19 protein-coding genes are annotated in these 23,715 nt (G+C 68.8%); 15 read left to right on the top strand and 4 right to left on the bottom strand.

The window, feature by feature from the left end:
• Positions 1–48 precede the first annotated feature (48 nt).
• From OG225_RS10395 to OG225_RS10450, 12 genes are all read left to right on the top strand, one after another.
• Complete coding sequence (locus OG225_RS10395) at positions 49–1,299, top strand: NAD(P)/FAD-dependent oxidoreductase (protein WP_405181464.1); 1,251 nt, start codon at positions 49–51, stop codon at positions 1,297–1,299.
• A complete protein-coding gene (locus OG225_RS10400; protein ID WP_405181465.1) occupies positions 1,296–1,901 on the top strand; it encodes an SGNH/GDSL hydrolase family protein in 606 nt (201 codons plus the stop codon). Before OG225_RS10395 ends, OG225_RS10400 begins: the two co-directional genes overlap by 4 nt.
• A gap of 29 nt (positions 1,902–1,930) precedes the next feature.
• Positions 1,931–8,284, top strand: coding sequence for a beta-ketoacyl synthase N-terminal-like domain-containing protein (locus OG225_RS10405; RefSeq protein WP_405181466.1), 6,354 nt, complete (start codon positions 1,931–1,933; stop codon positions 8,282–8,284).
• Positions 8,281–10,650 (top strand): beta-ketoacyl synthase, encoded by a 2,370-nt coding sequence (locus OG225_RS10410; RefSeq protein WP_405181467.1) that lies wholly within the window; start codon positions 8,281–8,283, stop codon positions 10,648–10,650. Before OG225_RS10405 ends, OG225_RS10410 begins: the two co-directional genes overlap by 4 nt.
• Complete coding sequence (locus OG225_RS10415) at positions 10,647–12,215, top strand: PfaD family polyunsaturated fatty acid/polyketide biosynthesis protein (RefSeq protein WP_405181468.1); 1,569 nt, start codon at positions 10,647–10,649, stop codon at positions 12,213–12,215. Before OG225_RS10410 ends, OG225_RS10415 begins: the two co-directional genes overlap by 4 nt.
• Entirely contained in the window at positions 12,212–13,906 is a 1,695-nt protein-coding gene (gene accD, locus OG225_RS10420; protein ID WP_405181469.1) for an acetyl-CoA carboxylase, carboxyltransferase subunit beta, read from the top strand. Before OG225_RS10415 ends, accD begins: the two co-directional genes overlap by 4 nt.
• Positions 13,903–14,529: an acetyl-CoA carboxylase biotin carboxyl carrier protein gene (locus OG225_RS10425; protein WP_405181470.1), complete on the top strand. Its 627-nt coding sequence runs from the start codon at positions 13,903–13,905 to the stop codon at positions 14,527–14,529. Before accD ends, OG225_RS10425 begins: the two co-directional genes overlap by 4 nt.
• The gene (locus OG225_RS10430; RefSeq protein ID WP_405181471.1) at positions 14,526–15,902 is read left to right on the top strand and encodes an acetyl/propionyl/methylcrotonyl-CoA carboxylase subunit alpha; all 1,377 of its coding nucleotides are present in this window, start codon (positions 14,526–14,528) and stop codon (positions 15,900–15,902) included. The genes OG225_RS10425 and OG225_RS10430 overlap by 4 nt, the downstream gene beginning before the upstream one ends.
• 142 nt (positions 15,903–16,044) lie before the next feature.
• Positions 16,045–16,638, top strand: a complete 594-nt coding sequence (locus OG225_RS10435; RefSeq protein WP_405181472.1) for a hypothetical protein — start codon at positions 16,045–16,047, stop codon at positions 16,636–16,638.
• A 23-nt stretch (positions 16,639–16,661) separates the two neighbouring features.
• Positions 16,662–17,093 (top strand): TetR/AcrR family transcriptional regulator, encoded by a 432-nt coding sequence (locus tag OG225_RS10440; RefSeq protein ID WP_405181473.1) that lies wholly within the window; start codon positions 16,662–16,664, stop codon positions 17,091–17,093.
• A gap of 109 nt (positions 17,094–17,202) precedes the next feature.
• Positions 17,203–17,685, top strand: coding sequence for a sulfurtransferase (locus OG225_RS10445; RefSeq protein ID WP_405181474.1), 483 nt, complete (start codon positions 17,203–17,205; stop codon positions 17,683–17,685).
• A complete protein-coding gene (locus tag OG225_RS10450) occupies positions 17,682–17,885 on the top strand; it encodes a hypothetical protein (RefSeq protein WP_405181475.1) in 204 nt (67 codons plus the stop codon). The genes OG225_RS10445 and OG225_RS10450 overlap by 4 nt, the downstream gene beginning before the upstream one ends.
• 114 nt (positions 17,886–17,999) lie before the next feature.
• Here OG225_RS10450 and OG225_RS10455 read toward each other — a convergent pair whose 3' ends face one another.
• From OG225_RS10455 to OG225_RS10470, 4 genes are read right to left on the bottom strand one after another with little or no spacing between them, the layout of a single operon-like run.
• A complete protein-coding gene (locus OG225_RS10455; RefSeq protein ID WP_405181476.1) occupies positions 18,000–18,158 on the bottom strand; it encodes a DUF4291 family protein in 159 nt (52 codons plus the stop codon).
• The gene (locus OG225_RS10460; protein WP_405181477.1) at positions 18,142–19,035 is read right to left on the bottom strand and encodes an alpha/beta fold hydrolase; all 894 of its coding nucleotides are present in this window, start codon (positions 19,033–19,035) and stop codon (positions 18,142–18,144) included. Before OG225_RS10460 ends, OG225_RS10455 begins: the two co-directional genes overlap by 17 nt.
• Positions 19,032–19,556 (bottom strand): YiiD C-terminal domain-containing protein, encoded by a 525-nt coding sequence (locus OG225_RS10465; RefSeq protein ID WP_216915411.1) that lies wholly within the window; start codon positions 19,554–19,556, stop codon positions 19,032–19,034. Before OG225_RS10465 ends, OG225_RS10460 begins: the two co-directional genes overlap by 4 nt.
• 29 nt (positions 19,557–19,585) lie before the next feature.
• Positions 19,586–20,746: an acyl-CoA dehydrogenase family protein gene (locus OG225_RS10470; RefSeq protein WP_405181478.1), complete on the bottom strand. Its 1,161-nt coding sequence runs from the start codon at positions 20,744–20,746 to the stop codon at positions 19,586–19,588.
• 118 nt (positions 20,747–20,864) lie between these two features.
• Between OG225_RS10470 and OG225_RS10475 the strand changes: the two genes are divergently transcribed.
• The 3 genes from OG225_RS10475 (at position 20,865) to OG225_RS10485 (ending at position 23,651) form a co-directional block, all read left to right on the top strand.
• Positions 20,865–21,797 (top strand): PDR/VanB family oxidoreductase, encoded by a 933-nt coding sequence (locus OG225_RS10475; protein WP_405181479.1) that lies wholly within the window; start codon positions 20,865–20,867, stop codon positions 21,795–21,797.
• Positions 21,798–21,850: 53 nt separating this feature from the next.
• The gene (locus tag OG225_RS10480) at positions 21,851–23,071 is read left to right on the top strand and encodes a cytochrome P450 (RefSeq protein WP_405181480.1); all 1,221 of its coding nucleotides are present in this window, start codon (positions 21,851–21,853) and stop codon (positions 23,069–23,071) included.
• A gap of 118 nt (positions 23,072–23,189) precedes the next feature.
• Positions 23,190–23,651 (top strand): PaaI family thioesterase, encoded by a 462-nt coding sequence (locus OG225_RS10485; protein WP_405181481.1) that lies wholly within the window; start codon positions 23,190–23,192, stop codon positions 23,649–23,651.
• The last annotated feature ends 64 nt before the right edge of the window (positions 23,652–23,715 follow it).

Genomic DNA, 23,715 nt, shown 5'->3' on the forward strand with positions numbered 1-23,715 from the left:
GCGCCGACAGACTCGAATCGTCATTCGACTACCGAAAGTGATGCCACCATGTACGACGTCATTGTTGTCGGAACTCGCGTCGCGGGCGCACCGCTGGCGATGCTGCTGGCCAGGCGCGGCTACCGGGTGCTCGCCGTCGACCGGGCCACCTTCCCCAGCGACACCCCCTCCACCCACTACATCCACCAGGCCGGCCTCAGCCTGCTGAACTCGTGGGGCCTGCTCGACCGGGTGGTGGCCACCGGATGCCCGCCGGTGCGCAACCTGAACTTCACCTACACCGATATCGTCATCAACGGCATGGCCGACCCGTCCGCCGACGGCATCGACGCGGTGTACTGCCCGCGCCGCACCGTCCTGGACAAGATCCTGGTCGAGGCGGCCGGTGAGTCCGGCGCCGAGGTCATCGAAGGTTTCGGCGTCACCGAGTTGGTCTTCGACGGCGATCGGGTGGCCGGTATCCGCGGCCGGGTCGGCGAGGGCGCCGAGCAAGAGTTCCGCGCGCGGCTGGTGATCGGCGCCGACGGGTCGAATTCGACGGTGGCCAAGCAGGTCGGCGCGCAGGAGTACGACGGCTCCGCCGCCGCGTGCTTCATCTACTACTCGTACTACGAGGGCGTCGACTGGGGGATGCAGCACCGCACCGGTTTCGGGGAGCAGCAGTTCGCCGCCTGGCCGACCAACGACGACCAGTACCTGGTCGCGGTGATGCGCAAGCGCGACCGTTTCCGCGAGTTCCGTGCCGATCCCGACGCCAGCGTGCAGGAGATCATCGACCAGATCGACCCGGCCATCGGCGCGCGCTTCCGCGACACCGCCGAGCGCGTCGAACAGTTCCGGCCGATGCTCTACCCCGACAACTACCGGCGGCGTTCCTTCGGACCCGGCTGGGCACTGGTCGGCGACGCCGGCTACCACAAGGACCCGTTCACCGGCTGGGGCATCACCGATGCCTTCAAGTACGGCCAACTGCTCGCCGACCTCGCCCACGAGGGCCTGTCGGGCGCGCGCCCGATGGACGAGACCCTCGCCGAGTACGAACGCGAACGCGACGCGCAGAGCGCGAGCACCTACGAGCTGACCCGCAGCATCTCCGAACTCACGCTGACGCCGTACTACGACTCGGTCTTCCGGGCCACCAGCATGAGCCCCGACTACTCGAAGAAGTTCTTCGGTCTGATCGCGGGCCTGTACCCGCCGGACAAGTTCTTCGGTGAGCAGCAGCTGGCCGACCTGTACGAAGAGGTCGGATTTCCCGAGGCCGACCGGCACGTGACCAATACCGAGGCGCTGGCATGAGTGCGGCCGGTCTGGTCGCACTCGGCGACAGTTTCGTGGAAGGCCGGGGCGACCCGGCCACGGGCGGCGGCTACCGGGGCTGGGTGGCGCGCCTGGGCGGCCAACTCGGTATGCGCCCCGCCGCCGTGCGCAATCTCGGCGTGCACGGCGCGACGACCACCGCGGTGGTCGCCGCCCAGCTGCCTTCGGCTCTCGCGGCGCGTTCGAACGTCTACGGCGTCGTCGTCGGCGTCAACGATCTGGTCAGCGATTTCGAACCCGACCGATTCGCGGAGAATCTGCGCACCATTTTCGGCACGCTGTGCGATTCGGGCGCAACGGTTTTCACCGCCAGCTACCCCGACATCCCCGCACGCCTCCCGGTGCCGGACGGTTTCCGCGGACTGCTGCGCGAGCGGTTCGACTACGCCAACACCACCCTGGCCGAGGTCACCGCGAACACCGGCGCCGAACTGCTCGACATCGCGGCCCGCCCCGAATGGGAACGGGCCGAGATGTGGACCGAGGACGGCCTGCATCCGAGCCCGCTCGGCCACCGACTATTCGCCGCGGGGGCGGCCGAGGTCATCGCCTCGGCCACGGCGACCAACGTCGCCGCCTGACCCGCATCGCTGCTCGAGAGGAATTTCCTGTGACGGACGACAGACGACTGGCACGCAACCCGATCGCCATCGTCGGGATGTCGGGCCTGCTGCCGCGGGCCCGCGACCATCGCGAGTACTGGCAGAACATCGTCGACGGCGTGGACTGCACCGAGGAAGTGCCCACGTCGCGATGGAGCCTGGACGACTACTACGACCCGGATCCGACGGCCGCCGACAAGACCTACTCCCGGCGCGGCGCCTTCCTGCCCGATATCGATTTCGACCCACTGGAATTCGGGCTCCCGCCCAACCAACTCGAAGTGACGAGCACCATGCAGACGCTGAGCCTCGGTGTCGCGCGTGACCTGCTCATCGACGCGGGCGCGGTGGATTCGGCCTGGTACGACCCGAGCCGGACCGGCGTCGTCCTCGGCACCACCGGCCCGGTGCCGCTGATGCATCCGCTGGCAGCCCGGCTCTCGACGCCGGTCCTGAAGGAGGCGGCGCGTTCGGTCGGCCTGTCCGACGACGACGCCGACGCGATCGCCGACAAATTCGTCGCCGCGTTCGCGCCGTGGGAGGAGAATTCCTTCCCCGGTCTGCTCGCCAATGTCGTCGCGGGCCGGGTCGCCAACCGGCTCGGCCTGGGCGGCATCAACTGCACCGTCGACGCCGCCTGCGCCGCGTCGATGGCCGCGATCCGCACCGCCATCGCCGAATTGCAGGACGGCCGCGCCGATATGGTGCTGACCGGCGGTGTCGACACCGAGAACACCATCTTCATCTACATGTGCTTCAGCAAGGTCGGCGCGCTCTCGCCGACCGGGCGGATCAGCCCGTTCTCCGACGAGGCCAACGGCACCCTGCTCGGCGAGGGCATCACCATGCTCGCGCTGCGTCGCCTTGCCGACGCGCGCCGCGACGGCAATCGGATCTACGCGGTCATCCGCGGACTCGGCTCGTCCAGCGACGGACGCGCCAAGAGCATCTACGCCCCGCGCGCGGAGGGACAGCGGCTCGCCCTGCAACGCGCCTACGCCGACGCCGAATGCTCGCCCGCCGATATCGAACTCATCGAAGCGCACGCCACCGGCACCGCCGTCGGCGACAAGACCGAACTCACCGCCCTCAAGGGCGTGCTGTCGGACGCGAGCTCCGAAACCGGCTTCGCCGCGCTCGGCAGCGTCAAATCCCAGATCGGGCACACCAAGGGCGCCGCGGGCACCGCGAGCGTCATGAAACTCGCGCTCGCCCTGCACCAGAAGGTGCTGCCGGGCACGATCAATGTCGACGCGCCCAACGCCGAGATCAGCGCGACCGAGACCCCGTACTACGTGAACACCGCGACCCGCCCGTGGATTCTCGATCCGCAGCGGCCGGTGCGCCGGGCCGCGGCCTCCGCCATGGGATTCGGCGGCACCAACTTCCACCTCGTGCTCGAGGAAGCCGACCAGGCACGCGGGCAGGTCCTGCACCGCACCCCCCGCGCGCACCTGTGGCACGCGCCCGATGTGGCCGGACTGATCGACGCGGTGCGCAGCGTCGAACCGCACGACGGCGGTGACATTCCCGAGGATCACGCCCGCGTCGGCTTCGTCTCGGTGGACGACGACGGCGCCGACCATCTGCGCGAACTGGCCGTCGATGAGTTGATCCGCGACCCGGAAGCGAGCCACTGGGACCATCCCGAAGGCGTGTACTTCCGCGCCGCCGCACTGCCGAACCGCAAGATCGCCGCGCTGTTCGCCGGTCAGGGCAGTCAATACGTCGACATGGGAGCCGCGGCGGCACTGGACAATCCGCCGGTAGGCACGGCCTTCGACACCGCGAACGCGGCATTCGCGGGTGCGGCGCGTCGACTGTCGTCGGTGGTGTTCCCTCCGCCCGCGTTCGACGAGCAGACCCGATCGGAGCAGGAACTGACCCTGCGCCGCACCGAATTCGCCCAGCCCGCGATCGGCGCGATATCGGCGGGACAGTTCCAGGTACTGACCGAATTCGGCATGCGCGCGGACGGTTACCTCGGCCACAGCTTCGGCGAACTGACCGCGCTGTGGGCGTCCGGCGCGCTCGAGACCGAGGAATTCCATCGTCTGGCCCGTGCTCGCGGTGTGGCGATGACCCCGGCGGACGGTGTCGACGCGGGCACCATGATGGCGGTGGGCGCGACCCGCGAGACCGCCGAGGAACTCATCGCCGATATCGACGACGTGTGGATCTGCAACCACAACGCCCCCGATCAGGTCGTGGTCGGCGGGGGAGCGGCCGGTATCGCCGCCGTCGCGGCACGCAGCGCCGAACGCGAGATCGTCACGCGCGAACTACCGGTGTCGGGTGCGTTCCACACGCCCTACGTCGGTCACGCCGTCACGGCCTTCGCCGAAGCCGTCGCCGCGGTGCGGATCGGCGAGCCGGACGCGACGGTCTACGCCGATACTCCCGGCGTGCGATACGGCGCCGACAGCGCGCACAACGGTGCGATCCTCACCGAACAGCTCAGCAAACCGGTCGAATTCGCCGCGGCGCTGAACGCCATGTACGACGACGGCTGCGCGATCTTCGTGGAATTCGGTCCTAAACAGGTACTCACCTCACTGGTCCGGCGCACCCTCGGCGACAAGGTGATCGCCATCGCCACCGATTCCGGACCGGTCGGCGACGGCAGTCTCGCGCTCGCCCGCGCCGCGGTCCGGCTGGCCGTGCTCGGTGTCGATCTGCGCGGTCTGAACCGTCACGGCGCGCTCCCGCGACCCGCCGTCACCGCGAAAGCCGGTATGACGGTGCCGCTCTCGGCGCCGGAGTACGTCCCGTCGAGCCGCAAACAAGCCTATGCCGAAGCCCTCGGTGACGGCTATCGCGTCGGCGTGACCGCGCCCGAACCGGTTCTCGCCCACGCCGCCGCCGTCCCCGAACACCGTCGAGAAATCGAAAGGCCAGTCGTGCCAGCACAGTCCAACGGTGCACCGCAGACCGCCGTGCATCCGTCCCCGCAGCCGCGTGAGCCGTTCGCAGGCGATGTCTACGCGCCCGTCCCGGCGGTCGACGCGCTCGACACCGCGCTGGTGCAGCATCTGCGGACCCACAACCAGTATCTGGACGGTCAGCTCGATATCGCGCGCGGCCTGGCGGGCGCGTTGAGCAGCGGCGCGCTGGACGAGTACACGGTCCGGGCGATCGAGGCCGTCAAGGACCACGGCGTCACGATCAGCGCCAGTCACACCCACGCGGTCGATGTCCTGGTGCAACTGGCGGAGCTGGAAGGTGGTGGCCCGGCGTCCGTCCGGACGCCGTCGCGCCGGGTCGCTCCGCCCGCCCCGCAGGTGTCGCAACCGGCCGCCGTGACCGCCCGGGAGAGTTTCGCGCCCGCCGCGCACACGCCCGCCGCCACGCCTGCCGACGTGAACATCGGTGTGCCGATGGTCGTTCCGTCGGTCGAATCGAACGGGTCCGCACCGGCACCAGCACCGGAAGTCGTACCGACCGCCCCGGCGAAGGACACCGGTGTGTCCGCCGACGAACTCCGTCGCGCACTCCAGGAGGTCGTCGCGGACAAGACCGGCTATCCGGTCGAGATGGTGGATCCGGGCCGCGACCTCGAAGCGGATCTCGGCGTGGATTCGATCAAGCGCGTCCAGGTGATCGGCGCGCTGCAAGAACGCTTCCCGCACCTGCCGAATCTCGGTCCCGAACAGCTGGGCACCTTGCGCACCCTGGATCAGATCGTGGATCTGCTCGGTGTGTCCTCGACCGAGCCGCAGAGCGTCCCCGTGGTGGGCGAGGACCCGAGCACCGTGGACGGCAATGCGAACCCGTCGGAGGAGGAACTGCGCCGCGCCCTGCGCGAAGTGGTCGCGGACAAGACCGGATATCCCGTGGACATGGTGGATCCCGGCCGCGATCTGGAAGCCGATCTCGGCGTGGATTCGATCAAGCGGGTCCAGGTGATCGGTGCTCTGCAAGAACGGTTTCCGCGATTGCCGAGCCTGGGGCCGGAGCAACTGGGAACCCTGCGCACGCTGGATCAGATCGTGGCCGAGTTCGCGGCGTCGACCGGCGGTGATGTCCACCCAAAAGCTGAAGCCGCGGCCTCGACGCCGCGGCATCTCGTCGAGTCCGTCGCCCTGCCGCCCGTGGACGTGGCGGTGGACCGGTACCCCGCGCGGGCCGAGGTCCTCGTGGTCGATCTCGCCGACAACGAATCCGATCGAACAGCGATCGAAAAGGCCTGTGCCGCACGAGGCTGGCGCGTCAGCACCGTCGGCTCGTCCACCTCGGATCACACCGATGCGGTGGATATCTGCGTGGTTCTCGTGGGCGGGCGGGCCGACGCGGAACAGGCCGGACGTCGGTTGACCGATGTCATCCTCACCGCGAAACACGTGCTCCCCGGCCTGCTCGCCGCCACCGGCCCGGTGGCGTTCGCGACGGTCACCCGACTCGACGGCGCACTGGGTTTCCTCGGCACCGCCGACCCGTTCACCGCACTCCTCGGCGGCGCGGGCGGCGTGGTGAAAACACTGGCCGCCGAACAGTCGGCGATCTTCACGCGCGCGCTCGACCTGGCACCCGGCGTGACCGGCGAGCAGTTCGCCGCGACGATCCTGACGGAACTGTCCGACAGCGCGCGCGACACGTTCGAGGTCGGCATCGACGCCGCCGGAAACCGTCGGACCCTGGTTCCGAGCGGATACGCCGGGGCGCGCACGGTGACGGCGGTGCGCCCGGTCGACGAACAGCCGCCGAGCGTGCTGTCCGCCGACGATGTACTCGTGGTCACCGGGGGAGCGCGCGGCGTGACCGCCACCTGCGTTCGCGCGCTCGCCGACCGCGGTCCCGCACGTTTCGTCCTGCTCGGGCGATCCGAACTCGCGCCGGAGCCGCAATGGGCCGTCGAGGTGGACGATCCGGATCTCAAACAGGCGGCACTGCGCGCGTTGGGCGGCACCGGCGTCACCCCGCGCGATATCGAGCGGCACTGCTCGGTGATCCGCGCGACCCGCGAAATCCGTTCCACCCTGCGGGATCTGGACGGTCGAGCCGAATACATCGCGGTCGACGTCACCGACCCCGAGGCCGTGCGCACCGCGCTCGCGCCGTGGAGAGACTCGATCACCGGCGTCGTGCACGGTGCCGGTGTGCTCGCCGATTCGATGATCACCGCCAAGTCCGAGGAGTCGATCGACCGCGTCGTGCGACCCAAGATCGGCGGACTGGCCGCTGTGCTCGCCGCCGTGGGCGAGTTGCGCCACCTGATCCTGTTCACCTCGGTGGCGGGTCTGTTCGGCAACGCGGGCCAGTCCGACTACGCCGCCGTCAACGAAGCCCTCAGTCGATTCGCGGTGAGTTATCGGCACGCTCATCCCGACTGTCACGTCACCGCTGTCGACTGGGGTGCGTGGGACGGTGGAATGGTCACCCCCGAACTGCGTGATTTCTTCGTCGATCGCGGTATCGAACTGCTCGCGCCCGCCTCGGGCGCCGCCGCGTTCACCGAGCAGTTCACCGAGGAACGGGCCGCCGACACCGTGGTCCTGATCGGACCGGCCACACCGCTGTCACGCGCGGAATCGGCCGTGCGCGAGAGAATTCGCGCACGGCGCGGAGTGACCGGGCTGACCGAGGAACCCGTGATCGCCGCACACCGCATCGGTGACCACATCGTCCTGCCCGCGACCTTCGGTCTCGGCGCGATGATCAACCTCGCCGAACGTCACCTGCCCGACCGGACGGTGATCGGCGTCCGGGACTTCCAGGTGCTCAAGGGGATCGTGTTCGACCACCCGATCGACGAACTCCACCTCGAACTCGAACCGGCCGATGACAACGGCGTCACGGTGCGCGCGAGCGTACTCGGCACCACCGCAACACATTTCCGTGCCTTACTCACCCTCGCCGAGCACCCCGACACCCCGCCCCGAGTCTCGGTCCCCGACGGCGTCCGAGCCCCGGCCGACGAGATCTACCGCGACGGAGTGCAATTCCACGCCCCCGCCCTCCAGGGCATGCGCTCGATCCTGACCGCCTCCGACGAGACGATCGTGCTCGAATGCTCACTGCCCGCCACCACGGTCGCCGCGGGCGCGTACGCGGGCAGACTGCACGACCCGGTATTGGCCGACCTCATCCTCCAGGGACCACCGGTACTCGGCCACCGCCTGCTCGGTTCGGCCTGCTTACCACTCGGAGTCGGACGAATCGACTACTACCGCCCGCTCCCGTCGCACGAGCCGTTCCTGCTGGTCGTGGACAACCCCCGCGCCGGAAAGGTGGACGCCCGTATCGACGCGACCGCCGTAGGGACGGACGGCACAGTACTGCAACGCTTCTCGGACGTCACCGTGGTGACGACACCCGATCTGACGGAGAAGTTTCGAACCTCGGTGAGGCAGTGGATGTCATGACAGTTCTCGACTTCGACGGAATCCCCTTCGATCCGGTCCCCGCGCCGGGCGCACCGGCAGGTGCGAACGCTGGAGTGCAGTCCGCGCGCGGCGGGCGGGAGCCGGGACCAGGTACGGACGGGGAGTGCAGGTCGGTCACCGGCACCGGCACCGGCACAAACGGCGACGGCGTCATCGGCGGTGATTCGGTCTACTCTGCCGGTCTCCGCGGTGGCACGGAGCGCAACCCATCGCCCACAGGCGTCGGCGACGCAGCGCACAGCGCAATCGGCACACCCGACGGAGTCGTGGCGCGCAACGTGGTCAGCGGGTCCGGTGGGAACGTCGTGCACAACGCAGTCGGCGGACCCGACCGCGATGTCGTACGCAGAGCGGTCGGCGAGCTTCGCGCGGGTGTCGTGGAAGCCCACCGCGCCGCACTCGCCGCCCAGGTGGCCCTCCAACGCGCCATCTGGCAACGATCTGGGCCGCCGTCGGCACCCGGCACGCGGCCGTTCGCTCCTCAGGCCGCCGTAGCAGCTCAAGGGTTCGGGATCGCGACGGCCGGTGCGATCGGCGCTGAACGGGCAGGCGTACCCGGCACTTCGGCAGCTGAGGCGTTCGGAACATCCGGCACTACGGCAGCTGGGGCGTTCGACCGTCACCTCCCTACACCCGGCGCTCACGAGGTAGCATCATCCCTCTCCCTGTCGCGGGCCGCGTCACACCCCGGTACCTCGAGTGCACCGGAAGACGCCTTCAAACCACCCGCTCGCTCGGCGGTCACCCACCTCGACCTGTCCGGCTTGCGTCGACTCGCCGCCGCCGATATCGCCGGGGTACTCGGCCCCGGCTACCGGCGCGGTGCCGCCGAGGTGACAGCACGTCTGGCTGCCACATCCCCGTTGGTACTGACGGGAGTGGAACGAATCGAACTGCGCGGCGGTGGCGGCAAAGGTCTCGTGGTCGCGACCTTCGACGGCGACCCGCGCGCCGCGGTCGTCCAGGCGGCCGAAGTATTCGCCCTCTACACCGGGATGTGGTTGTGCCTTTCACACGGTGACCTCGTCTCGGCGGTCGGTATGGACGCCACGGGCGAGAACATCTCGGGCACCGTCGAATTCGTCGTCACCCGTATCGATCTCGTCCCGCGCCCGCACGTGACCGGGTCCGCTCGGGTATCCGGTGTCGCCGATCCCGTCGAGGTGACGGTCGCCGTGGTCGAACCCGCGGGAGCATCGGTCGGCCCGGGAGCCGCGGCCACCGGCCTGCTGCTCAACGAATTCCACATGACCCATCTCTCGCGCGGCGACCAGGCCATCGCGATGGGCCCCGAATTCGCGGAGTACACCGGCGTACGGGCGACCCGGCTGCCCACCGGCGGACTGCTGCTCGTCGACCGCGTCATCGAATTCGACGGCGAGCGCGGCAGATTGGACTCCGCCTCCTACACCACCGAATACGATTCGCCCGCCGATTCCTGGTACTACGCCGACACCGCCAACGACTCCGTGCCGCATTTCGTCTACATGGAGACCTCATTGCAGGCGGCACTGCTGATGGGTTACTACGCGGGCCCGACGCTGACCCAGGCGGGCACCACCCTGAGCCTGCGGAATCTGGGCGGCACGGCGACCGTGCTGCGCCAGGTCGACCTGCGCGACGCCACCGTCGAACAGTCCTCGCGCCTGCTGAGCACCACCATCCTGCCCGGCTCCTCGCTACAGACCTTCGACTACACGCTGAGCGTCGACGGCGAACCGTTCTACCGGGGCGAGACCATGTTCGGGTATTTCAGCGATCAGGCACTGGCCAATCAGACCGGACTCGACGCCGGGAAGACCAAACCCGCGTGGCTGTCCGAGAATCCTTCGGCTGCCGTGCGTTCCGTCGACGTGGCGGCGCGTCGGGCGGATCCGTCCGCGCCGCTGTGCGCGCGCCGCAACCTGACCCTGATCGACAGTGTCGACGTGGTCGACGGCGGCGGCGAATTCGGCGAGGGCTACCTGCATTCGCTGCGTGTCATCGACCCGTCGGACTGGTATTTCGCCCGGCATTTCCACTTGGACCCGGTCATCCCGGGTTCGCTCGGCGTGGAGTCGGTGATCCACGCGATCCAGGAATGGATGCTCGACGCGGGCTACGCCGACACCATGACCGACCCCGTCTTCCGCATCCCCCGCGACATCGCCTTCAGCTGGCGCTATCGCGGACAGTTCCTGCCGACCGATGGCACGGTCGAACTCGAGGCCCACATCAAATCCGTCACCCGGACCCGCGACGGTGTCGTGGTCGTCGCCGACGGATCGCTGTGGAAGCCGGGCCTCCGCATCTACGAACTCCTCGATCTCGCCGTCGAATTGACCGATCGGAAGGTGACGCGATGACCGCGACACGGACGGCCGCTGTCGCCGCGACGGCCGCCGATATCGGCGCGCTCCTGCTGGACCTGCGGCGCCCGTGCTGGATCATCCGGCACGGCGACCGCGTCGTGGCCACGGCCGACGAGACCGTCGCCGCGGGCGCCCGAATTCTCGCCGCGGTCGGACCACTTCCACCGGAACAGCTGGGCGACAGTGGATTCCGTGCCGCGCACGGTGTCCGCAACGCCTACGCTGCGGGGGCCATGGCGAACGGTATCGCCTCACCCGCGCTGGTGTCGGCGATGTCGCGGGCCGGGTACCTCGCGTCCTACGGCGCGGCGGGTGTGTCACCCGGGATCGTGGACGCGGCGCTGTCGCGGCTCGCCGCCGAACTCACCGACCGGCCGTTCGCCTGCAACCTGATCCACAGTCCGTCCGAACCGGCGTTGGAGCGGGCGATCGTGGATTCCTGCCTGCGCCACGCGGTGCGCTGCGTCGAGGCGTCGGCATTCATGTCGCTCACCCGCGAGGTGGTCCGCTACCGGGCCGCCGGGCTGACCACCGACCGGGACGGTCGCGTCGTGGCCCGCAATCGCGTGATCGCCAAGGTTTCCCGGGTGGAGGTCGCCGACCTGTTCCTGCGTCCGGCGCCCGCGCACCTGCTCCGGGAACTGGTCGAACGCGGCGATCTCGACCCCGACCAGGCGCGCCTGGCCGAGCGCGTGCCGATGGCCGACGACATCACCGCCGAAGCCGATTCGGGCGGGCATACCGACCGCCGTCCGCTCACCGTCCTGCTACCCGAGTTGATCGCGGCTCGGGATCGCCTCGCCCGGGACCTACCGTCCGCGGCGGCCGTGCGGATCGGCGCGGCAGGCGGAATCGGAACACCCGCCGCCGCGGCCGCCGCCTTCGCGCTCGGCGCGGCCTACGTGGTCACCGGGTCGATCAACCAGGCCGCCGTCGAGGCGGACCAGTCCGAGACCACCAAGAAGCTGCTCGCCACAGCGGATTTCGCCGACTGCACCATGGCGCCGTCCTCGGATATGTTCGAACTCGGCGTGCAGGTGCAGGTGCTGCGGCGCGGCACCATGTTCGCCGCTCGTGCGCACCGGCTCTACGAGACCTACCGCGAGTACGCGGGCGTGGACGCCCTGCCCGGCGCGCTGCGTAGCGAACTCGAGACCACGATCCTGCGGCGACCGCTCGAGGCCGTCTGGCAGGACTGTGTCACCTTCTTCACCGATCGTGACCCCGCCCAGCTCGTCGGCGCGGCGGAGGATCCGAAACGCCGTATGGCACTGATCTTCCGGTGGTATCTCGGGCTCTCGTCCGGGTGGAGTATCCGGGGTGAGGCCGAACGCGCCGCCGACTATCAGATCTGGTGCGGGCCCGCGATGGGCGCGTTCAACAGCTGGACGGCGGGCACCTACCTGGCCTCACCGAACAACCGCACCGTCGCCGATGTCGCCGACCAGATGATCACCGGCGCCGCCTATCTCACCCGGATCGCGCAATTACGCACCGCCGGTGTGCGTTTGCCCGCCGACATCGCCCGATTCGCGCCACGACCGAGCGAGGAACGATGACCGTCACGGATACCGAGATCGACACTGCCACGGAACCGTCCTGGATGCTGTGCCCGCGTTGCGGAGCCATCGTCTACGCCAAACGCTACGAACGCGCAGGCCACGTCTGCCCGGAATGCGACGGGCACGGCGCGCTCACCGCCGACCAGCGTATCGACTCACTGCTCGACCCCGCGTCGGTCGAACGGATCGACTATGCCGAAACCGTCACCGATCCACTGGAATTCACCGATTCCCTCAGTTACGTCGACCGGCACGCTCGAGCCCGCGCGGCCACCGGCCTCCCCGACGGAATCCGTTGCGCACGCGGCACCATCGACGGCGCGCCGGTGGTTCTCGCCGTCATGGATTTCCGTTTCCTCGGCGGCAGCCTGGGCGCGGCGGTCGGTGAGGCCGTCACCACCGCCGCCGAGACCGCGCTCGAGTCGCGCATCCCGCTGGTCCTGGTCACCGCTTCCGGCGGCGCGCGTATGCAGGAGGGCATCCTCGCCCTGATGCAGATGGCCAAGACCAGCCAGGCGCTGCGCGCACTCGACGACGCGGGCATCCTGACCATCTCGGTGATCGCGGACCCTACCTACGGGGGTGTCGCCGCGTCGTTCGCCACCAGCACCGACATCATCATCGCCGAACCGAAGGCACGCCTGGGCTTCGCGGGCCCACGGGTGATCAGCCAGACCATCGGCGAAACTCTGCCGCCGGGCTTCCAGACCGCCGAATTCCTGGTCGAGCACGGCATCGTCGATATGATCTGCCATCGTTCGGCGCTGCGCGACCGACTCGTCCGGCTGCTGAGAATGGCCGCCGATCGCGGTCGACGCATCCCCGCCACCGAACTCCAGCCACCGATCATCAGCGATCCGGCGTCGCTGCCCGAACGCGATCCCTGGGAATCGGTGCGCGCGGCAAGGGAATTGGGCAGACCGACCACGCTGGACTATTTCGCCGCCGCCTTCGACGAATTCGTCGAACTGCACGGTGACCGGATGTCGGCCGACTGCCCGGCCATGATCACCGGCCTCGCCCGCCTCGACGGTGTCCCGGTCGCGGTCGTCGGTACCCAGAAGGGCCACACCGCCGCCGAACTCACCCGTCGCAACTTCGGCATGCCGACACCGTCGGGCTACCGCAAATCGGCGCGCCTGCTGCGCCTCGCGGCGAAACTGGGCCTCCCGGTGATCTCCCTCGTCGACACCGCGGGCGCGTATCCAGGAGTGACCGCCGAGGAACAGGGTCAGGCCGTCGCCATCGCGGAATCCTTGAAACTGTCGGCGGGACTGCCCGTTCCGGTGATCACCGTGATCACCGGCGAGGGCGGCAGCGGCGGCGCACTGGCGCTGGCCGTGGCGGATCGGGTGCTGGCGCTGGAGAACGCGGTGTACTCGGTCATCAGCCCGGAAGGCTGCGCGTCGATCCTCTGGAAGGACGCGGCGGCGGCCCCCAGGGCGGCGAAGGCGCTGCGCGTCGACTCGACCTCCCTGGTCCGGCTCGGTGTCGCCGACGCGGTCATCCCCGAACCCGAGGGCGGCGCGCACCGCGACCCCGCCACCGCGGCCGCCAACCTCCGCCAAGCGCTGCGTCACGTGCTGATCGGCTGCGGTTCGCTCCCGGTCACCGAACTGCTCGCGCGCCGCCACCACCGATTCCGTGCCTACGGCACCATCCGACCGACGATCGAGGAGTTCCAATGACCGAGTCCGTGGCTACCGAACCGCTCGGCCGGGCGCTCAACGCGGCCGACGCCGACCAGGCTCTCACCATTCTGTCGCGTCACGCGCTGACCGTGCGTGACGCCACCGCCCCCACCACGGTGACCGTCGCCAACGGTCCGATCTCGCTGCGTATCAGCTGGGAAGCGCATCCGTCGTCCCAGGAGAGGGTCGCCGCGTCGGCGAACGGCACCGCTCCTGGCAACGGCGTCGGACCTGCCAACGGTGCGTCGGTGAACGGCACCGCCCGCGTGAACGGCGTCGGGCCTGCGAACGGTGCGTCGGTCAACGGCGGTGCCCCGGTGAACGGCGCGGCCGCCGACGGGCGACCGTCTGCCGCGGAAAGCGACTCGGACAATGAGACTTTCGTGATCGCCTCCGACACCGTCGGAGTGTTCTACCGACTTCCCGAACCCGGCGCAGCACCCTTCGTCACCGAAGGAGACATCGTGCGATCCGGCCAGCAGGTCGGCATCGTCGAAGCGATGAAACTCATGATCCCGATCACCGCGACCACCTCCGGCCGGGTCGTGGAATTCCTCGTCGACAACGGCGCAGCGGTGGAACACGGCGCGCCGCTGATGCGGCTCGAGGTGACCGGGTGAGCGTCGGCGCGATCAGGAAGGTACTCGTCGCCAACCGCGGCGAGATCGCCGTGCGTGTCCTGCGCACCTGCGCCGAACTCGGTATCGGGACGGTCGCCGTGTACTCCTCGGCCGACGCGGATTCGGCGGCCGTCCGCATGGCCGATCAGGCATTCCGCATCGGTCCCGGCCCCGCCAAACGCAGCTACCTGCACATTCCGGCGATCATCGAGGCGGCGCGCGCCACCGGCGCCGACGCCATCCACCCCGGTTACGGATTCCTCTCCGAGAACCCGGATTTCGCCGAAGTGTGCGAAGCGGAAGGTTTCGTCTTCGTCGGCGCGCCCGCCACGGTGATGGCCGACCTCGGCGACAAATCGACCGCACGCACACTGATGGCTGCGGCGGGCCTGCCCTTGCTTCCGGGCAGCCGCGACCCCCTCGATTCCGCCGACGAAGCCGCCGCGCTCGCCGACGACATCGGCTACCCCGTGATCATCAAAGCTGTCGCGGGCGGCGGCGGACGCGGTATGCGGGTCGTGCGCGAATCCGGAGATTTCGCGGCGGCCTGGCGTGAGACGCGCGCCAACGCCGCCGCAGTCTTCGGCGACGACCGCCTCTACGTCGAGCGCTATCTGGATTCCGCCCGCCACGTCGAAGTGCAGATCCTCGCAGACCACCACGGCACTGTTCTCCATCTCGGCGCACGCGACTGCTCACTACAGCGTCGTCACCAGAAACTGGTGGAGGAATCACCCGCCCCCGGCCTGTCCGACGAGGTGCGTGACGCGATCTGCGCCGCGGCCGTACGCGGAGCCGCGGCGGTCGGCTACGTCGGTGCGGGCACCTTCGAATTCCTCCTCGATCCGCTCGGCCGCTTCTACTTCATGGAAGTGAACTGCCGCCTCCAGGTGGAACATCCCGTCACCGAGATGGTCACCGGAACAGACCTCGTCGCCGAACAACTCCGCATCGCGGCGGGCCTACCCCTGACCCTGTCACCCGACGTCCTCACCCCGCGCGGCGTCGCCATCGAATGCCGCATCAACGCCGAAGATCCCACCCGCGAATTCGCGCCCGCCCCCGGCACTCTCACCGAGTGCGTCTTCCCCGGCGGCCCTTTCGTCCGCGTGGACACCCACGTAGCCCCCGGCTACACCATCCCCCCGCACTACGATTCACTCCTGGCCAAGATCATTGTCTGGGCCCCCGACCGCCCCGCCGCCATCGCCCGTATGCGCCGCGCCCTCACCGAAACCAGAATCTCCGGCGCGAATATCGCCACCACGGCCGAATTCCTCCACGACGTCCTCGACCACCCCCGCTTCGTCGCCGCCGACCACGACACCGCCCTCATCGGCGCGATCACCGAACCCGCCCGCATCGGCTCCTGATACGAGTCGATACGAGTCCGCTGCACCGCTTACTCCGGGTCGGCGAACCTCAGGAGCACGAACATCGTGCACGCGATCGTCGCCTCCTCGATGTCCCGCCGACCCGGGTACCGGTGTCGGCCCGTGGTGGCAGTATGCGGGTGTGGGTGACTTCTTCGAACGAATCGTCGACCTGGACGTGACCTCGGCCGACGCGAGCGCACTGGCCGAGCACATGGTGGACTGGATGGTGTCGCGCGGTTGGCTGCTTCGGGAGACCTCGCGTGACGCGATGTACAGCCTCCAGGTCGACGAAGGCTATGTGCCGGGACCGGATTGGCCGCAGCTGACCCAGGAATGGGGCGGCGACTGGATTCCCGGCCCGGTCGCCGTCATCGTCGGCCGCCACGACCACTACCCCGGCCAGGGTGCCACCGAACCGGCCTCCGCCGTATGCCCACGCTGCCGGGCCGCCACCGTGATCATCGACTACCCCCAACAGTGGAAAGCCGATCCCGCCGTGTGGCAGCCGTTCTCCGACGCGATCGACGACTGGAAGCGAACAGGCACCGGATCGGCGACCTGCCCTTCCTGCGCCACACCGAGCCCCATCACCACCTGGCGGTGGGCCGACGGTTTCGCCCTGGGCGCCCTCGCCTTCGATTTCTGGGGCTGGCCGCCCCTCACCGAGGATTTCGTCACCGAATTCGCCACCCGGCTCGGGCACCGGATCGAACACCACACCGGCAAGTTCTGAACCGGGGGCCTATTTCTGTAACGATGGACGAACTGTTCCTCGCGGTGTTCCGGCGCGGAGCCGAGGCGAACCTGGCACGACTGCAACGCGCCGCGGAGGCCGAGAACCCGCTGCGCGCGCTGTGGGAGATCACCAGCGAACCCCGTCAGGGCACCCTGAACATCGAATTCATCGCCCTGGCCAACCATCGCGAGGTCATCCGCACCGAACTCGCCTCCTACACGCGTCAATTCCGGCAACTCCAGGAAGCGGTATTCGCACGCGTACTCGACACCAAGACCCGACGCGACTCCGACATCGAGCCCACCCCCGCCGCGCTCGGTGTCCTGATGGCCGGACTGTCGCGCATCCTCGCCATGGACGACCTGCTCGGTATCGACGACGGTCACGCCGACGTACTCGCCCTGCTCGACGAATACCTGACCGGCTTACAGGGGCCCGACCCGACACCGTGACAACCGCCGCCGGTACCTCTTGCGATCAGCGCGAGTGCAACCGTCCCCGCGGCGGACATCCCGCATTAGCGTCGGCTCGGTTGGGCAACCGACTATCGGCAGGATTGTGATGAGCTCTGTTACCTCGGTGATCACCGCCGCGGACCTGGGGGCCGCGCTCGACGCGGGCTCCGACGTCTTCGTTCTCGAGGTCCGTCGCGACCCCGCCGCGATCCCCCGCGCGGCGAATCTTCCCCTGGCCGACGCCCCGGTCGCCGGGCACATTCCCGGCGCACACGCCGTCGATTTCGCCGAACTGATCGGGCCGCGCACCGAGACCTCGGGCAACGGTCCACTGCCCGAGGAAGAACAGGTACGAGAACTCGTACAGCGTTGGGGGATCAGCGATTCCAGCCTCGTCGTGGTCTACAGCGCGGACACCCCGTCGAGCGCTTCCCGTGCCTGGTGGGTGCTCCGCTGGGCCGGATTGGCCGATGTGAGCTACCTCGACGGCGGCGTCCACGCGTGGCAGGCATCGGGCCGAGAACTCACCGATACCCGCCCGGGACCGACAATCTGCGCGACGGCTACCTCGCCGACGACGACACCTTGAAAACCCTGTACGCGCCCTACCTGACCGGTGCGCCGATCGGTTCCTACTGCGGCGGCGGTGTCGCCGCGACCCCGGACGTGCTGGTGCTGAGCAAGCTCGGCATCCCGGCGGCCCTGTACCCCGGTTCGTGGTCACAGTGGACCTCCGACCCGTCCCGTCCGATCGCCACCGGTTCCGACCGCGGCTGCGCCGTGATCTAACGGGTGTAGCCGTTGCGGTCCGCCACGCGCTCGTCGTGTGCGGTCTGTCACGCTTCCTCGCGAGATGTTTCGGCGGCCGTTTTCGTCGTCGGCCCATTCCTCGAGCCCGTACGCTCACAGAAGCAGATGCGCCAGCGTTTCATCCGGAGTCTCCTGGTCGGTCTTCGTGCCCCAACCGCAGCGGTCCATCATCCACAGGAACGACGGCTTGATCCCGTAGGCCGCGAAGTCTGCACGGCCTAAGGTGTCACCTCGCCTATCCCGGCAGATCACCCGCCGTGATCCACCCCGCGACGATCGGCGCGATGGTCGCCGAATCCTCCACCCACCGGAAATGGTCGCGATGGCCGATGTCGGAATCCTCGTCGATATGCCATCGCGAGATCCGGGCGGCGGGCATACGCGACACCAGGAAATCGACATTGGATTTCGGGCCGAGCACATCGTCGGACAGCGAGATCGGCAGTACCGGGAGCGTCATCCGCGACAGCAGACGATTGTAGCGGCGCTTGGTGCCCTTGGGACGGTAGTAGCTGGTCAGCGAATGCACCGACCAGTCGACCATGACCCCGCCCGGCATCGGCGCCGGGATGAGAACCCCGCCGGGCCAGTGGCCCTTCCACCGCGACACCAGGCCGATCCACTGGATCTGGCTCAACGCCTCGTACCAACGACGCGGGCCGAAAGCCCACCAGAACACGGTGCCTGTGCCGATCGTCACGACCCCGGCGACCTTCTCGGGTTCGGCCGCGGCGAACAGCAGGGCCAGCTGTCCGCCGAGGCTGTGGCCGAACAGGTGCAGCGGTGCCGGCGGAAACCGTTCTCGCACCGCGGCGACCAGTGCGGGCATATCGATTTCCAGCATTTCGCGATAGCCGAAATCGGTGTGCTCACCCAGCGTGGGCACGGCCTCTCCGTGCGCCCGCAGATCGCAGGTGGCGACCGAAAGGCCTTGGGCGTGCAACGACTTCGCCAACGCGAGATAGTTGCGTGCCTTCATCGCCATCGCGGGAATGATCAGCACCACCGGAGCGTCGGCTTTCGGACCGGGCAGGAATCGAACGGTGAAGTTCACGCCGTCCGAGGTCGGCACCGACACCGACTCCAGCGCGGTGAATTCGGATTTCGCGGTGCGAGCCCCCGAGGTCACCGCAGTGCCTCCGTCGCCGTCACATCGCAGACGTAGTCGAAGGTGAATTTCGCGACCACGACATCGTTGTCGTCGAGCAGTATCGCCTTGCCCGCCAACTCGAACCGCCCGCCGCCGACCGCGCCGAGGACGTCGGCGCAATCGCGCTGATCCACGGTCGCGACGGCGCGGATGCGGCCCACCGCGGGCTTGCGGTAGGAGGCCGTTCCCGCACGAAGTACCAGTCGTTCGATGGTGAACAGCCGGGTGGCGGCCGCGCCGACGAAGGCCGCGGCGCCCGCGATGTCGGCGGCGGTGAACAGCGCGCCCGCGTGCACCGTGCCCATGTGGTTGCGGACGGAGTCGACGGCCGGGATCTGCACCACCGCGCGGTCGGGGCCGATCTCGGTGACGAGGGTGCCGACCCGTTCGGCGAAGGGCACCATATCCTGCGAGACCGCGCGCAGGTATTCGTAATCGACGGCGTCGTAGTCGAGTTCGGGGTAGGCCGCCGCGAATCCGGCGATTTCTCGTGTGGTCATCTCTGTTGCCTTTCCTCGGTGGTCCGGGTTCAGCGCGCTGGACGCAATGCGCGGCGGGCGATCGACCACCGCAGCACTTCGGAGGGCCCTTCGTAGATCCGGAAGGCACGTGCCTCGACCAGGAACCGGGCGACCAGATGGTCCTCGCAGACACCGAGCCCGCCGTGCAACTGCACCGACCGGTCGAGCACTCGCCACACGGCCTCGGACACAAAGGTTTTCGCGATCGAGGTCTCGTGCTTGGCCTGCGAGGACGCCGGACCCTGTTCGTCGATGGTCTCGGCGGCCTGACGGATCAGCCCGCGCGCCGCCGCGATATCGATCTCGCTGTCCGCGATCAGCCCTTGGGCCAGCCCGTGTTCGGCGATGGGCACACCGAAACCGGTGCGCGTGCCGATATGTTCGATGGCGAGCCGATGTCCGCGCACCGCGAGACCGAGCCAGTTCATGCAGAACACCAGCCGCGACGGAGCCAGCCGCACCTGCGCGAGCGCCAGTCCCTGCCCGACCTCGCCGAGCACCGCCGAATCGGGTACCTCACAGTCCTCGAAGACGACCTCGCAGTGCCCGCCGGGCGCGCTGCTGTGATCCAGCGTCTGCATCCGCCTGCCGACCCGCATACCGGGATTGTCGGCGTCGACCAGGAACATGGTCGGTCCGTCGTTGGTGCGCGCGACGCAGATGGTGAAGGCCGCGCCCTGCGCGCCGGTGGTGAAATGTTTCGCGCCGTTGATGACCCAGCCGCCGTCGGTCTCCTCGGCGAAGGTGCGCAGCATGCTCGGATCCGAGCCCGCGCCCGGCGCCGGTTCGGTCATCGCGATCGCCGAGCGCACCTCGCCCGCCGCCAGCGGCGCCAGGTAGCGCTGCTGCTGTTCCGGGTCGGCCACGTGGGCGAGCAGGTGGATATTGCCGTCGTCGGGGGCCCACGCGTTGACCGCCAGCGGGCCGATGAGGCTGGCGCCGGCCGCCTCCAGCACGCGGGCCTGGGCGCGGGTATCGAGACCGAGTCCGCCGTAGCGCGGGTCCGACAGCGGGCCGAACACGCCCGCCTCCTTGGCCTTCTTCTGCAATTCCAGACGCAGTGCGTCATCCATTACCCGGCCGTCGGCGACAACCTCTCGCTCGACCGGAAAGACGTGGTCACGGACGAATTCTGTGGTCTTTTCGACCAGGTGCGCCACTGAGGTCATGCGGCCAGTGTCGGTCGCGCCCGCACGGGGTGCGCCGCGCGATAGTCAACGTCGATCGCGTGAATCGACTGCGCGAACCAGGTGGCTGCCGTTCGCGGCCCTCGGCGACAGTGGCCCTATGACCGACTTGCCGGTACGGATCACCGCCCGTCGCGACGAGGCCACCGCAGTGTTCGCACTGGAACTCGCCGCCGTGGACGGGGGCGAGTTACCCTCCTGGTCGCCGGGAGCCCATATCGATGTCGCGGTGGGGGACCTGGGCGTGCGCCAGTACTCCCTGTGCGGAGACCCCGCCGACCGACGGCGGTGGCGTATCGCGATCCTGCGCGAACCCGACGGCCGCGGCGGCTCGGATCTGCTCCACCACACCGCGCACCCCGACAGCGAACTACGGGTATCACTGCCCCGCAACAATTTCGAGTTGAAGGCCGAGGATCGCTATCTCTTCGTCGCGGGCGGCATCGGGATCACCCCGATCCTGCCGATGGTGGCGGCAGCGGCGCGCTCCGGCACGCCGTGGGAGTTGTACTACGGCGCGCGCACCCGGCAGCATATGGCCTTCGCGGACGAAATCGGGAAGTGTTACCCGAAAGCGAAACTCGTGGCCCAGGACGTCGACGGACTGCTGCCGTTGACCGCGATTCTCGACGAACGCGCCGACGCGACCGTCTACTGCTGCGGTCCGGAACCCCTGCTCGACGCCGTGGAAACCACAGGGGCGCAACGCGGTATCACCGTGCGGACCGAGCGGTTCGTACCGCGTGCGGTCGACACGACCGCCGACCGGGCCTTCGACATCGAGCTCGCGCGTGACGGGCGCACCCTCCGGGTCGGTGCACGTCAGAGCATCGTCGACGTTCTGGAATCCGCGGGAGTCTCCGTCGTCACCTCCTGCCGCGAAGGCACCTGCGGAAGTTGCGAGACACTGGTAGTGGCGGGGGAGATCGAACACCGCGATTCGATACTGACCGACGAGGAGCGGGCGCGCGGGGAAACGATCATGTTGTGCGTCTCGCGGGCCGGTTCCGATCGGCTCGTGCTCGATCTCTGACCCGCATCGGGGCGTCGTCACCGCCCCGGACCGACAACCGCAGGGAGGACGTCATGGTCGATATCGAGGCAACCGACCGGATCGTCACGCTCGACGACGATTTCTTCGCAGATCCGCACGCCCAGTACCGGCAATGGCGCGAACAGGGTCCGGTGCACCGCGTCCGATTCCCCGACGGCGCGCTGCGCTGGGTGATCGTCGGGTACGCCGAGGCGCGGGCCGCGCTGTCCGATCCGCGTCTGCGCAAGGACGCGCTGCGCGTGGAGGAGTTGCTGAGCGCGAAACGGCGCACCGCCGCGATGAGCCCGCAGTGGCTCGCGCTGACCACCCACATGCTCAATGCCGATCCGCCGGAACACAATCGGCTGCGCAAACTGGTCAACAAGGCGTTCACCGCCCGCAAGGTCGCCGAACTGCGGCCGCGCATCGAGGAGATCACCACCGCGCTGCTCGACGACATGTCCGCACACGACGAGGTCGACCTCATGGCGGAGTTCGCGACACCGCTCCCGGTCACCGTGATCTGCGAACTGCTCGGCGTGCCGTTCGCCGATCGCGCCGACTTCCAGGAGTGGACCAAGGCGCTGGTCGGCGTCCTCGGCCGCGACGAGGAACGTGCCCGCGCCGCCTCGGCGATGGTCGCCTACCTGCGCGACCTGGTGCGGGCCAAGCGCGAGGATTCCGCCGAGGATCTGCTGTCGGCGCTGGCGCACGCCCGCGAGGACGGCGACCGGCTCACCGACGCCGAACTCGTCTCCATGGCGTTCCTGCTGTTGGTCGCCGGTCACGAGACCACCGTCAATCTGATCGGCAACGGCGTGCACGCGTTGTTGCGCGACCCATCCCAGCTCGCCGCCCTGCGCGCCGACCCGTCTTCGGTCCCCGCGGCCGTCGAGGAGTTCCTGCGGTTCGACGGCCCGGTGGATATGGCCACGATCCGATACACCGAGGAACCGGTACCGGTGGGGGACACCGAGATTCCCGCGGGAGAACTCGTCTACGTCGCCCTGGCGGCGGCGAACCGCGATCCCGACAGATTCCGTGAACCCGATCGTCTCGACATCGACGGCGACACCGGCGGTCATCTCGCGTTCGGGCACGGCATCCACTTCTGCGTGGGCGCGCCCCTGGCCAGGATGGAGGCATCGATCGCGTTCACCGAACTGCTGCGGCGCTTTCCTGACCTGACCCTCGCCGAGGGCGCGACTCCGCGTTGGCAGGCGAGCACACTGATCCGTGGTCTGCACGACCTTCCGGTGCGACTGCGCCACTGATCGACCAGATGCGTCGCGGTGACGCTGCCCCGAGCGTGAACGGATTTTCGGCCGCGCGGGGGAGTAGCGTCACCGGGGGGCGGGGCAGTCGATCCCGTCCACCGTCTCCGAGGAGCTGATGAGCGTGCGGGCGTGGGAAGCCTCGAATCCGGATTTCGCGGCGGCGGTGACGGGAGCGGTGCTCAGCATGCCCGCCGCGCGCCACCTGGGTTTCGAATTCGGCCGCATCGCGCCGGGCGAAGCGGAGATCATCCAGGCGCATCGGGTCGAACTCACCCAGCACGACGGATATTTCCAGGGCGGCGTACTCGGTTCACTGGCCGATTTCGCCGCCGGGTCCGCGGCGGGCACCCTGCTGGAACCCGGCTGGGTGAATATGACCATCGACTACACGGTCAAGATCCTCGCACCGGCGAAAGGCCCGACGGTGACGGCCCGGGGGAGGGTGATCAAGCCCGGCGCGTTGATCACGATCGCGGCGGCCGAAGTGTTCTCGATCGGCGTCGACGGCGAAACCCTGTGTGCCACCGCGTTGGTGACCATGCGCAACGTGGAGTTGTTCAAGGCCCGAACACCCTGACGGCTATCGCGTCATTGATATCGCGGCTCACCGGTTTACCGGCCCATCCGCGTGCGCGATGGTG

The sequence above is a fragment of the Nocardia sp. NBC_01377 genome (assembly GCF_045040005.1).
Taxonomy (GTDB): domain Bacteria; phylum Actinomycetota; class Actinomycetes; order Mycobacteriales; family Mycobacteriaceae; genus Nocardia; species Nocardia noduli.